This window comes from Granulicella tundricola MP5ACTX9, from assembly GCF_000178975.2.
Taxonomy (GTDB): domain Bacteria; phylum Acidobacteriota; class Terriglobia; order Terriglobales; family Acidobacteriaceae; genus Edaphobacter; species Edaphobacter tundricola.
This window is the reverse complement of record NC_015064.1, coordinates 3,726,797-3,739,538: the sequence shown is the minus strand read 5'-3', so window position 1 is coordinate 3,739,538 and position 12,742 is coordinate 3,726,797. Positions and strand designations below refer to the sequence as shown.

Annotated in this window: 8 protein-coding genes, 2 tRNA genes and 2 rRNA genes; 8 read left to right on the top strand and 4 right to left on the bottom strand. The window is 56.7% G+C overall.

Annotation, left to right across the window (positions count from 1 at the left end):
* The first annotated feature begins 92 nt into the window (after positions 1-92).
* Positions 93-1,484 carry an NAD(P)/FAD-dependent oxidoreductase gene (locus tag ACIX9_RS16240; RefSeq protein WP_013581577.1) on the top strand — a complete coding sequence of 464 codons (1,392 nt, stop codon included), beginning with the start codon at positions 93-95 and terminating at the stop codon, positions 1,482-1,484.
* A 277-nt stretch (positions 1,485-1,761) separates the two neighbouring features.
* Here the strand turns inward: ACIX9_RS16240 and ACIX9_RS16235 are convergent, their stop codons facing one another.
* Positions 1,762-2,241: a GNAT family N-acetyltransferase gene (locus ACIX9_RS16235; RefSeq protein WP_013581576.1), complete on the bottom strand. Its 480-nt coding sequence runs from the start codon at positions 2,239-2,241 to the stop codon at positions 1,762-1,764.
* Between the two features lie 59 nt (positions 2,242-2,300).
* Between ACIX9_RS16235 and ACIX9_RS16230 the strand changes: the two genes are divergently transcribed.
* Positions 2,301-3,377 carry a YncE family protein gene (locus tag ACIX9_RS16230; protein ID WP_013581575.1) on the top strand — a complete coding sequence of 359 codons (1,077 nt, stop codon included), beginning with the start codon at positions 2,301-2,303 and terminating at the stop codon, positions 3,375-3,377.
* 75 nt (positions 3,378-3,452) lie between these two features.
* Here the strand turns inward: ACIX9_RS16230 and ACIX9_RS16225 are convergent, their stop codons facing one another.
* Positions 3,453-4,394 carry a branched-chain amino acid transaminase gene (locus ACIX9_RS16225; protein ID WP_013581574.1) on the bottom strand — a complete coding sequence of 314 codons (942 nt, stop codon included), beginning with the start codon at positions 4,392-4,394 and terminating at the stop codon, positions 3,453-3,455.
* Positions 4,395-4,508: 114 nt separating this feature from the next.
* Here ACIX9_RS16225 and ACIX9_RS16220 point away from each other — a divergent pair, with 114 nt between their 5' ends.
* The gene (locus tag ACIX9_RS16220; RefSeq protein WP_232298734.1) at positions 4,509-5,231 is read left to right on the top strand and encodes a MarC family protein; all 723 of its coding nucleotides are present in this window, start codon (positions 4,509-4,511) and stop codon (positions 5,229-5,231) included.
* 104 nt (positions 5,232-5,335) lie between these two features.
* A complete protein-coding gene (locus ACIX9_RS16215) occupies positions 5,336-5,821 on the top strand; it encodes a hypothetical protein (RefSeq protein ID WP_013581572.1) in 486 nt (161 codons plus the stop codon).
* Positions 5,822-5,826: 5 nt separating this feature from the next.
* Here the strand turns inward: ACIX9_RS16215 and ACIX9_RS16210 are convergent, their stop codons facing one another.
* Entirely contained in the window at positions 5,827-6,381 is a 555-nt protein-coding gene (locus tag ACIX9_RS16210) for a DUF4337 domain-containing protein (protein WP_013581571.1), read from the bottom strand.
* Between the two features lie 111 nt (positions 6,382-6,492).
* Positions 6,493-6,996, bottom strand: a complete 504-nt coding sequence (locus tag ACIX9_RS26505) for a hypothetical protein (protein WP_198152112.1) — start codon at positions 6,994-6,996, stop codon at positions 6,493-6,495.
* Positions 6,997-7,319: 323 nt separating this feature from the next.
* On the opposite strand from ACIX9_RS26505, the gene ACIX9_RS16205 reads away from it, so the two are divergent.
* From ACIX9_RS16205 to ACIX9_RS16190, 4 genes are all read left to right on the top strand, one after another.
* Positions 7,320-8,819 (top strand): 16S ribosomal RNA (locus ACIX9_RS16205).
* 315 nt (positions 8,820-9,134) lie between these two features.
* Positions 9,135-9,211, top strand: a tRNA-Ile gene (locus tag ACIX9_RS16200).
* 45 nt (positions 9,212-9,256) lie between these two features.
* Positions 9,257-9,332 (top strand) — tRNA-Ala (locus ACIX9_RS16195).
* A 446-nt stretch (positions 9,333-9,778) separates the two neighbouring features.
* Positions 9,779-12,719 (top strand): 23S ribosomal RNA (locus ACIX9_RS16190).
* Together the 16S and 23S rRNA genes with 2 tRNA genes alongside form the textbook arrangement of a ribosomal RNA operon.
* Positions 12,720-12,742 lie beyond the last annotated feature (23 nt).

Sequence of the window (12,742 nt, the reverse complement as noted above, 5' to 3'; positions counted from 1 at the left end):
GGTGTGCTCGTGAAGCCGGAGGGGGATTTCAAAGAGCGAAGGGCGGTCTGGCGCATCCAATGGGGTGAGAAACGAATCAAGGAGTGCGTCTGATGGCAGTTGCAGCGGCGATGGGTGGTCATGTGCGGAAGCGGGTTGTGGTGGTGGGGGCTGGATTTGGCGGGCTGACGGCGGCGCAGGGACTGGCTCATCTGCCGGTGGATGTGACGATCGTGGACCGGCGGAATCACCATACGTTTCAGCCGCTGCTGTACCAGGTGGCGCTGGCTGTGCTTTCGCCGGCGGATATCGCGCAGCCGATCCGGTCGATTGTGCGGGACATGAAGAATATTGAAGTGCTGATGGACGAGGTGGTGGGGTTCGACACGACGGAGCGGCGGGTGAAGCTGAAGACGGGGTCTGAGCTTGAGTATGACTACCTGATCGTGGCGAGCGGTTCGACTCACTCCTACTTTGGCAACGACAAGTGGGCTGCGACTGCTCCGGGTTTGAAGACGGTGGAGGATGCGATCGAGATTCGGCGGCGGGTGCTGCTGGCGTTTGAGCTTGCGGAGCGGCAGACGCTGGAGGTGGGGTCGCATCCGGCGTTGAATTTTGTGGTGATCGGCGGGGGGCCGACGGGGGTGGAGCTGGCGGGGGCCATCTCGGATATTGCGAAGCTGTATATGGCGCGGGACTTCCGGCATATCGATCCATCGAGCGCGCAGGTGATGATTTTGGAGGGGTCGCCGCATATTCTGGCGGCTTATCCGGATGATTTGCAGGAGAAGGCGCTCGAGCAGTTGCGGGAGCTGGGAGTCAAGGTGCGGACGGGGGCTCGGGTGACCGATGTGCAGCCGGGCTATGTGATGGTGGAGGATGAACGGATCGACTCCGTCTGCACGCTTTGGGCGGCGGGAGTGCAGGCTTCGCCTCTGGGCAAGCTGTTGGGCGTGGAGACGGATAACAAGGGGCTGGTGATGGTGGATCAGTTCCTGAATCCGAAGGGGATGCCGGAGGTGTTTGTGTGCGGCGACCTGGCGCATGTGATGCAGGACGGCAAGCAGGTTCCGGGGGTGGCGCAGCCGGCGATGCAGATGGGGACCTACGCGGCGAAGCGGATTGGACATGCGATTGAAGGGGCGGCGGACAAGAAGGGGTTCCGGTACTTCGACAAGGGGGATATGGCGACGATTGGCCGGTCAGCCGCAGTGGCGAATATCAAATGGCCGTTCAAGGGGCATTGGAGCGGATTCCCGGCGTGGATGACGTGGTTGTCGGTCCACATCTTCTTTTTGATTGGGTTCAGGAACCGGTTCTCGGTGTTTCGTCAGTGGGCGTGGACGTATGTGGCGCTGTCGGATGGGGCTCGGCTGATTACGGGGTCCCAGGTGCTGCCGGGGTGGGAGATTCAGGGCGATGTGCATGACACGCTGACCACGAAGGCGTTTGAGCCGCCGCAGAAGCCGATGGACATGGGGTCGCCGAAGACGAACGAGGGTTAGGCGTTGCCGGCTTCTTCGCTGGAGGAGCTGTGCTGCTTGAACTTGCCGCGTTTTCTGGCGCTGAAGATGTGGCGGCAGTCGCCGCACTCCCATGGGAAGAGGTTGAGCGGGGGAGGATGTAGGACTGCAGAAAACCTATCCTTTTAACGCGTGAGCAGCTTTTTCCATCGCAGCGGGGGCAGACTGGACTCATGGCGCTTCTCCTGTTCGTCCTGGTTTCCAAACTTCTCGGGAGGGGAATGGTTCAAGGCTACGCTTTTGGCGGCGAAATGGAACTTTAATCGAAGGAGTTTCGGAGCATCATCTCGTTGGTGTCTTCGAACCCGTTTTTGGCGTAGATGGGCTTGCCGAACTTTGAGGCGTGGAGCGAGACGACCTGGATGCCGCGGGTGCGGGTCTCGGCGAGGGTGGCGTCGAGGAGTTGTTTGGCGAGGCCACGGCCGCGATGCTCGGGGTTGACGTAGAAGTTGAGGAGATAGGCGCGGATGGGTTGGGCGTCCATCCAGTGCGGGGGGAAGTCCATGAGCCAGATGCCTGCGCCGGCGATGGGCTCGCCGTTTTCTTCAATGATCCAGCCGAGGTAGCGGCCGTCGGCGAGGCGGGGGTGGACCCACTCGACGAAGTTGGTGGCCATGTCTTTCATGGCGGGTGCGTCGGGCTGGCCGGCGTCTTCAAACATGCGGTGACGCTGATGGGCGATGAGGACGGCGTCGGCGGGGGTGGCCATGCGCGTGAGGAGGGTTTCTGTGGAGGACATTCTGCATTATAGAAAACCTGCGGGGAGCCGGCGGCGTCGGAAGGCGAGAGGTTGCTGTTATGCGTTGGAAGGGTCTGATTGCGGGGTTGGTGATGGTGGGGGGTATGGTGCCAGTGATGGGTGCGCAGGAGAGTGCTTCAGGGCCGATGTTGCTGGTGCTGGCGAAGCATGACGAGATGCTTTCGCTGGTCGATCCGGGGACGTTGAAGGTGGTGGCGAAGGTGCCGACGGGCGGGAATCCGCATGAGGTGATTGCCTCTGCGGACGGCCGGACGGCGTGGGTGACGAACTATGGGAATGGATCGCTGCACTCGATCCGGGTGATCGACCTGATGGGGCGGAGGGTGGAGAAGGTGATCGAACTAGGGCCGATCTGGGGGCCGCATGGGCTGGCGTTCGCGGATGGCAAGGTCTGGTTTACGGCGGAGCGGGAGAAGCTGATCGGAAGGATCGATCCGGCGACGGAGGGTGTGGACTGGCTGATGGGGACGGGGCAGACCGGGACCCATATGCTCTGGGTGGCGAAGGATGCGAGTGAGATTGTGACGGTGAATGTGGGGTCGGGGACTATGAATCTTTTCACGCGCAATCCGGTGGGCACGCTGCAGAAGGCGGGTGGGCCGCCTTCAAAGGCCGGGGCTACGACGATGCATGGCGATGATCCTGCGCCGGTGCCGGACTGGGAGCAGAGGATCGTGAAGGTCGGTGGGCTGCCGGAGGGGTTCGATGTGATTCCGGACGCGGAGGGGCATGCGCAGACGGTGTGGGTGGCGAATGCGAAGGAAGGGACGGTGTCGGTGATCGACTTTGCGACGGGGCAGGTAACGGCGACGATCGAGGCGGGGGTGCCGACGGCGAACAGGCTGAAGTTCACGCCGGATCATCGGATGGCCTTGATCTCTCGGGAGAAGTCCGGGGAGCTGACGTTTGTGGATGTGGCGAGCCGGAAGGTGCTGAAGCGGGTGATGATCGGGACGGGTGCGGCGGGGGTGCTGGTGGCTCCGGATGGGAAGCGGGCTTATGTATCGTGCTCGCCGGATAACGATGTTGTTGTGGTGGATCTGGCGAGTATGCAGGTGGTGGGGAAGATTGAGGCGGGGATGGAGCCGGATGGGTTGGCATGGGCGGGGCGTTAGCTTGATGCCCATGTAAAAACCCCAGGTCTCAGAAGCGAGACCTGGGGCACCCAGTCGTGATTTGGTGAGCTGTAGTTAGACGGCTACGGGCTCTTCTACCTTGACCTTGACCGGGGTGAGCCAGTTGTGGCGGTCGGCTTTCTTGCCGTTGACGATGGCGAAGAACTCGTCGTGGATGGCGGTGGTGACGGGGCCCATGGTGCCATCGCCGATGAGGATGCGATCGACGGAGCGGAGATGGGTGACCTCCGCGGCGGTGCCGGTGAAGAAAGCCTCGTCCGCGATGTAGATGAACTCGCGCGGGATGGGGGCTTCGACGACGTCGATGCCGAGGTCCTTGGCGAGGGTCAGGATGGAGCTGCGGGTGATGCCGTTCAACACCGAACTGCCGAGGCCGGGGGTGTAGAGGACGCCGCCACGGACCAGGAAGAGGTTCTCGCCGGAGCCTTCTGAGACGAGGCCGTTTACGTCGAGGCCGATGCCCTCGTCGTAGCCGTTGATCTCAGCCTCCATGCGGATGAGCTGCGAGTTCATGTAGTTTGAGCCGGCCTTGGCGAGGGTGGGCATGGTGTTTGGCGCCAAGCGATTCCAGCTTGAGATGCAGACGTTTGCGCCTTCATTGCCGGGGACGTACTTGCCCCAGGGGAAGTTGGCGACGTAGACCTCAACCGGCGACTTGAGCGGGTTGACGCCGATCTCGCCGTAGCCACGGAAGGCAATGGGACGGATGTAGCAGGGAGCCACGCCGTTGGCTTCTACGACGTCGATGACGGCCTGGGAGAGCTCGTCGACGGTGAAGCCGAGGGGCATGCGGTAGATGTGGCCTGAATCGCGGAAGCGCTGCATGTGCTCCGGCAGGCGGAAGATTCCGGCGGCACCGGGCTGGGTGTAGGCACGGATACCTTCAAAGATGGATGAGCCGTAATGAACGACGTGCGACATGACGTGGATGTTGGCGTTTTCCCACGGAATCAAATTTCCGTTGTGCCAGATGCTTTTGGTGGTCTGTAAAGGCATGTTCGCGCTCCTGAATCGCTGACTGGGATTATACCGGCGTGAGCAGAGACCTTTCCTCCGTGTTTGTACGGGTTTATTGACCGAGCGGGTGGTTTTGGCATGAAAGAATGGGGTGTGACCCCGATCCTGCACATGATGATGACTGCCGCTGAAAACCTGCCGACGCAGGTGACGCTGGCGGGTCTGCAGGAGTCGGCTTATGTGCGGTTTTCCGTGCTGGCGCTGAGCTCGATCTTCTTCCTGGTGGACCCGTTTGCGGCACTGCCGACGTTTCTGGCGGTGACTGCGGGGGCCGATCCGCAGCGGCGGAGGCGGATGGCGTGGAAGGCGAGCGTGACGGCGTGGCTGGTGCTGTCGCTGTTTGCGCTGGTGGGGCATCTGCTGTTCAAGCTGTTTGGGATCACGCTGCCGGCGTTCGAGATTGCAGGCGGGATTATTCTGCTGCTGATCGGGCTGGATATGCTGGAGGCGAAGCGGTCTCCGACGCAGGAGACGGGCGGCGATACCGAGGCTGCTGCGGCGAAGGAAGACGCGGGAATCGTGCCGCTGGGGATTCCAATGCTGGCCGGGCCGGGCTCGATCACGAGCGTGATGGTGCTGGTGGGGCAGACGCAGGGGCATTGGGGGATGATCGCGGTGATTTTGGCGGCGATCTTTACGACGGCGGTGATCTGCTACCTGGTTCTGGGGAACTCCGACCGTGTGGCGAGGACGCTGGGGGATACGGGGATCCGCATCCTGGTGCGGGTGATGGGTCTGCTGCTGGTGGCGCTGGCGGTGCAGTACTTCGTCAACGGGCTGGTGGATCTGGGTGTAATCGCCAAGTATGCACGTTAGAACAGGTATGGGATAGGGAACAAAAGACGTAGACCATCGTAGGCAACTTTCATGCGGGTTCAGGAGTCTTCTGTGATATACCGACTACCTGAAGGTCTTATCTGATGCGACTCACCAGCAAAATTTTACTGCTCGCCGTAGCCCTGGTCGCCGTCGTTCTGGCGGTTCGCCACGGGGGTATTGCGATGCAGGCTTCCCTGCCGAAAGACATGCCGGAGAACGCCCATTTTCTGCAGTCCGGGTATGACGTCAATACGAATGAGGCGAAGGGGAACTGGATTGCCTGCCGCGTGGACTCCGAGCAAGGCGTGAACTGGTGCCGTGTCACGGACGCCCATGGGATGGTGGTGTACGAGGGGAACTATCTGCCTGTCGATTCAAGCTCCCCTGTGCCCGAGTCTGAGTTGAAGATTGTGGCGGATAGCCCGTCCAAGCTGTGGGTGAACGGGCCGGTGGAGTCGTCTCCTGTGCCGGTGATCAAGCTGGCGAACGGTCGACTGCTGGTGCCGAGCGCGGATCGTGGACCGCTGGCGGAGCGCTGGAAGATCGATCCGTCTGAGTACGACCAGATTATGGATCGCAATAACTAAGCAGGCTAAGCGCGGATGAGGAAGGCCGAGGCTGCGAAGAGCAGGCCGACGGCTCCGATGCTGACGCCAAGGAAGAAGTAGAGCTTCCGGCGCGTGAAGAGCGTGATGGAGCAGAGGACGACTGAGATCTGGAGCATGGCTTCGCCTAGATCGAAGTGGCTGGCCTGGGCTTCGGCGTGGACGACGTCGGCTTCAAACTCCTTGGCCTTCTTCTGTTCTTCGGCGAGGTCTTCCTTCCATTTTTCGAGGTGTGCGGTGTAGTCCTCGATCTTCTTTTCGACGGCGGCCTGGTTGGGGTTGGCCTGCAGGCGGAGCATGTCGATGGCGACCTGGGTGTTGTCTGAGCGGATCTTTTTGGCCTGGTACTCGTTCCATTGGTCGGCGGCGCGGGCCTGCTGGAGGACTGCCTCAGTGTGGGTGCGGTGGCCGAGAACGGTGACCATGGCGACGAGGACGGCGAGGATGGAGATGGCGAGAGAGATGGTGGTGAGGGATTCGCCACCGTGCTCGCCTGCTTCCTTCAGGTGTTCGGAGAACTCCTGGATTTCGTTGGGTTCCATGGGGAGGATTCTAGCGTGTCCTCGCAATTCCGGTGGACGGGCGTCATGATTTGCCTGTCTTTACTGGGGCGAAACAGCTTTTCAACCATTTCAAGGTGTTTATAACAGGGCTTATATTTGCGTGAATTGTGGATCGTTGCTATTCTTGGGAAGTTGCAGGGATTGGTTGTACAGCCGGAAGCGCGTTAGCAAGCTCAGCTTGCAAGTAACCGGATGATGCGCTACTCTGAATAGGCAGTAAGGAAACAAGCTTCGCACTTCGGCTCTGGTTGTAAAGAGTGAGGGACGACGGAGCGCAGTCCAAGCGTTGATCGCGGTGTCTGAGCCTTTAGTTTTGGCCGGCCGAATCCTCCCAAGCACTGTTTTATAGGATTCAGTGAGGGTTTTACCTTTGCTTCTTCCGGGTTTGATCGAGCCTTCTATCGATTGCAAGAGCTGAGTGCTCTGCGGCGTTATCGCCGTTACGGTGTTTTGATATTTTTGTGCTGCGTGGATGAGTTGGTCTTGAGCTTCTTCGGTGAAACGAAGAGAGAAGCGAAAAGGTTGACACGAGAGTGAAAGGTTGATACTCTTAGAAAGTTCGCGGTAAACGTCACGAACTGCTGAGCGAGTCATAAACGGGTTGAGTTGAACACCTTGAGTATGTGATTCCGGTAGGCAGGCTCCCAAGTCAGTCGAAAGACTCCAAGAGACGAAAGCGCAATACAAGTTCGAGGACACGGACTGTGGCTTTATGCCCGGTTGGTCCTTGATCCAAAGCTCACGGCTTAGGCCTGATGAGTTCGGATCTTTGACAACATAGTTGAACATGCCAGTCGTGAGATGATGCGGAATTTGGTTTAGTCATTCTCACTAGTTATAAACCTCCGGAACTTTCGAGTTCGGGGGCGCATGGTAACTCTCCCCACCCCTGTGGTTGGAGAGCATGCAAACCAAGATTAAACGAGAGTTTGATCCTGGCTCAGAATCAACGCTGGCGGCGTGCCTAACACATGCAAGTCGAACGAGAAAGGGACTTCGGTCCTGAGTATAGTGGCGCACGGGTGAGTAACACGTGAATGATCTACCTTCGAGTGGGGAATAACTGAGAGAAATCTTAGCTAATACCGCATAATACCTACGGGTCAAAGCAGCAATGCGCTTGAAGAGGAGTTCGCGGCAGATTAGCTAGTTGGCGGGGTAATGGCCCACCAAGGCGATGATCTGTATCCGGCCTGAGAGGGCGCACGGACACACTGGAACTGAAACACGGTCCAGACTCCTACGGGAGGCAGCAGTGGGGAATTTTGCGCAATGGGGGAAACCCTGACGCAGCAACGCCGCGTGGAGGATGAAGTATCTTGGTACGTAAACTCCTTTCGATGGGGAAGATAATGACGGTACCCATAGAAGAAGCCCCGGCTAACTTCGTGCCAGCAGCCGCGGTAATACGAGGGGGGCAAGCGTTGTTCGGAATTATTGGGCGTAAAGGGTGCGTAGGCGGTTCAGCAAGTCTCGTGTGAAATCTTCGGGCTCAACCCGAAGTCTGCACGGGAAACTACTGGGCTTGAGTAATGGAGAGGTGAGTGGAATTTCCGGTGTAGCGGTGAAATGCGTAGATATCGGAAGGAACACCTGTGGCGAAAGCGGCTCACTGGACATTTACTGACGCTGATGCACGAAAGCTAGGGGAGCAAACAGGATTAGATACCCTGGTAGTCCTAGCCCTAAACGATGATTGCTTGGTGTGGCAGGTACCCAATCCTGCCGTGCCGAAGCTAACGCGATAAGCAATCCGCCTGGGGAGTACGGTCGCAAGGCTGAAACTCAAAGGAATTGACGGGGGCCCGCACAAGCGGTGGAGCATGTGGTTTAATTCGACGCAACGCGAAGAACCTTACCTGGGCTCGAAATGCTAGTGAATCCGGCAGAAACGTCGGCGTCTCGCAAGAGACACTAGTATAGGTGCTGCATGGCTGTCGTCAGCTCGTGTCGTGAGATGTTGGGTTAAGTCCCGCAACGAGCGCAACCCTTATCTTCAGTTGCTACCATTTAGTTGAGCACTCTGACGAAACCGCCTCGGATAACGGGGAGGAAGGTGGGGATGACGTCAAGTCCTCATGGCCTTTATGTCCAGGGCTACACACGTGCTACAATGGCCGGTACAAACCGCTGCAACCCCGCGAGGGTGAGCTAATCGGAAAAAGCCGGCCTCAGTTCGGATTGGAGTCTGCAACTCGACTCCATGAAGCTGGAATCGCTAGTAATCGTGGATCAGCATGCCACGGTGAATACGTTCCCGGGCCTTGTACACACCGCCCGTCACATCACGAAAGTGGGTTGCACTAGAAGTCGGTGCGCTAACCGCAAGGGAGCAGCCGCCCAAGGTGTAATTCATGATTGGGGTGAAGTCGTAACAAGGTAGCCGTAGGAGAACCTGCGGCTGGATCACCTCCTTTCTAAGAGAGAACACTCTCGGTAAGTTTGAAGCGCCCTGCGAATGCAGGCGGGACCGATCTCACGATCGACCGAGCCAGAGCTTGACCGAGTACCATTCGGACCTCACTTCGGTGAACCGGATGAGCCTGAACTAAACCTTCTCTTTTCTGCATTTTGATCCCAATGAAATGGGATCTCTGTCAACAACGATGGTCCCGGATGGCGTAGCCGTCCTGCATGTTCAACTGTGTCCTCGAAACCTTTCGAGAAAGATTAGCCGGTGCGCCTCCGGTCCTTCGGGACTGGGGGTTGCAAGCTAAAAGCTGCCTTACCCCGGGCCTGTAGCTCAGTTGGTTAGAGCGCACCCCTGATAAGGGTGAGGTCGGTAGTTCGAATCTACCCAGGCCCACCATTCCTTCGGCTAAACTGAGTAGTTTCGGTTATACTGAAGAGCGATGGGGCTGTAGCTCAGTTGGGAGAGCGCCTGCTTTGCAAGCAGGATGTCATCGGTTCGATCCCGGTCAGCTCCACCATCCTCCTCTCGATAAGGAAAAGAGTAACAAGTAGGAGTCTTCCTGCTTCAGGTTGAACCTGTGTGCAAAGCACTGGTTGAACCTTGAGCTTGAACGCTCAAGCCGGCTTAGAGCCGCGATAGCAATGCCGCACAACTAGCAATAGTGAATGCGAATTGCTCTACGATTTTTGACAACTGAATAGATTGGGTAAATATAACTACAAGGCTGAGCAGCAATCATGCTTTCCAGGTTGTATCTGGTGAGTAACTGCTGTCAGTTATTGAGTGTCTTTAGAATATTCGAGCAGCGAATAAGTAGGTCTGGCCTAGTAATAGGTTGGGCTGAGTCTTATATCGACTGCTCCGGCGAAATATGTGGACTAACACATGCAACACACACACAGAGACTACGATTCTCTTTGCGTGGTAGTGGTTGAATCACTGCTGCGTGGGAGTAAATTCTATGGTCAAGCTACTAAGGGCGCACGGTGGATGCCTTGGCAGAAACAGGCGATGAAGGACGTGGCAAGCTGCGATAAGCTTCGGGGAGCCGCACACAGGCGTTGATCCGGAGATTTCCGAATGGGGAAACCCACCTGGGCAAAACCCAGGTATCACCAACTGAATACATAGGTTGGATGAAGCGAACGGAGGGAAGTGAACCATCTCAGTACCTCCAGGAGAAGAAAGAAACCTCGATTCCGAGAGTAGTGGCGAGCGAAATCGGATGAGCCCAAACCCGTACTATTAAGGTAGTTCGGGGGTTGTAGGGCCTGCAACAGTAGAGTTACCAATCTGGTCGCTAGCTGAGTCCTCTGGAAAGGGGAACCAAAGAGCGTGACAGTCGCGTAGGCGAAAGTGATCCAGACTCGAAGCAGGTACCTGAGTAAGGCGGGGCACGAGAAACCCTGCTTGAATCCACGGGGACCATCCCGTAAGGCTAAATACTCGTTTCTGACCGATAGTGAACCAGTACCGTGAGGGAAAGGCGAAAAGCACCCCATTGAGGGGAGTGAAAAGTACCTGAAACCGTGTGCCTACAAGCAGTGGGAGGACTATGGCTCTTCGGAGCAATGTCTGACCGCGTGCCTATTGCATAATGAGCCGGCTAGTTATTCTTGTCAGCAAGGTTAAGCGTGAGCGAGCCGCAGCGAAAGCGAGTCTGAATAGGGCGTTAAGTTGGCAGGAATAGACGCGAAGCGGGATGATCTACCCTTGGCCAGGTTGAAGGTGAGGTAACACTCACTGGAGGACCGAACCGGTGTTTGTTGAAAAAAGCTCGGATGAGCTGAGGGTAGGGGTGAAAGGCTAATCAAATTCCGTGATAGCTCGTTCTCTCCGAAATAGCTTTAGGGCTAGCGTCGTGTGATTTGGATCGGTGGTAGAGACATGGATGGACTAGGGGGCTTTCCGGCTTACTGAATCCAACCAAACTTCGAATGCCGATCACAACCAGCACGGCAGTCAGACTGTGGGGGCTAAGCTTCACAGTCGAGAGGAAAACAGTCCAGACCGCCAGCTAAGGTCCCAAAATTACAGTTAAGTGGGAAAGGAAGTCGGAACCCTCAGACAGCCAGGAGGTTGGCTTAGAAGCAGCCATCCTTTAAAGAAAGCGTAATAGCTCACTGGTCAAGGGGTCCGGTGCCGACAATACAACGGGGCTAAAACTGTATACCGAAGCTGCGGATGCAACCTTTATTGGTTGCGTGGTAGGAGAGCATTCTCTCGTGGATGAAGCGTAACTGGGAAGATACGTGGACATTAGAGAAGAGACCCTGCCGGCATAAGTAGCGATAATGAAGGTGAGAACCCTTCACGCCGAAAGTCTAAGGTTTCCTGAGGAAGGTTAATCCGCTCAGGGTTAGTCGGTCCCTAAGCTGAGGCCGAAAGGCGTAAGCGATGGATATCCGGTTAATATTCCGGAACTCCCGATTTTTCGTTATTACGATGGGGTGACGCATAAGGATAAGCTGGACCTCCTATGGCTATGGGGTTCGATACGCGTAAGCTGGTTTCTCTAGGCAAATCCGGAGAGGCTTAACAGTGAGGCGTAAAGCAGTAAGCCGAATGGCTGAAAGCAGCTGATTTCATGGTGCCAAGAAAAACCTCTAAGGAGAGAGATTGGGAACCGTACCACAAACCGACACAGGTAGACGAGGAGAATATCCAAAGGCGCTCGAGTGAAAGCTTGTTAAGGAACTCGGCAAATTAGACCCGTAACTTCGGGAGAAGGGTCGCCCACAGTAATGTGGGCCGCAGTGAAACGCGAACGGCGACTGTTTAACAAAAACACAGGTCTCTGCAAAGTCAAAAACGACGTATAGGGGCTGACTCCTGCCCGGTGCCGGAAGGTTAAAAGGAGAGGTTAGCCGCAAGGCGAAGCTTTGAATTGAAGCCCCGGTGAACGGCGGCCGTAACTATAACGGTCCTAAGGTAGCGAAATTCCTTGTCGGGTAAGTTCCGACCTGCACGAATGGAGTAACGATCGTTCGACTGTCTTAACGAGTTGCTCGGCGAACTTGTAGTACCGGTGAAGATGCCGGTTACCCGCAGCTAGACGAAAAGACCCCGTGCACCTTTACTATACTTTTACTATGGTTTACGGCCATTGCTGCGCAGGATAGGTGGGAGGCTTTGAGACCAGACTTTCGGGTTTGGTGGAGCCAACGGTGAGATACCACCCTGCGATTGTTGTGAATCTAACCTGCTTCCATTATCTGGAAGAGGGACATAGTAAGACGGGTAGTTTGACTGGGGCGGTCGCCTCCTAAATTGTAACGGAGGCGCGCGAAGCTACACTCAGGCCGTTTGGAAATCGGCCGTCGAGTGCAAAGGCATAAGTGTGGTTAACTGCGAGACCTACAAGTCGAGCAGATGCGAAAGCAGGCCTTAGTGATCCGGTGGTTCTGTATGGAAGGGCCATCGCTCAACGGATAAAAGGTACGCCGGGGATAACAGGCTGATCGAAGCCAAGAGTTCATATCGACGCTTCGGTTTGGCACCTCGATGTCGGCTCATCACATCCTGGAGCTGTAGAAGGTTCCAAGGGTTAGGCTGTTCGCCTATTAAAGTGGTACGTGAGCTGGGTTCAGAACGTCGCGAGACAGTTCGGTCTCTATCTGCTGTGGGCGTAGGAGATTTGAAGAGGGCTGTCCTTAGTACGAGAGGACCGGGATGGACGAACCTCTTGTGTTCCAGTTGTCCTGCCAAGGGCACGGCTGGGTAGCGAAGTTCGGTTGTGATAACCGCTGAATGCATATAAGCGGGAAGCACGCTCTAAGATGAGATCTCCCAACCCAAAAGGGAAATGAAGGGCCCAGGAAGACCACCTGGTTGATAGGCTGGAGGTTGAAGCGTGGTAACACGTGTAGCTTACCAGTACTAATCGCCCGTTCGGCTTGTCCATAGAATTTACTCTGCGCAGTGATG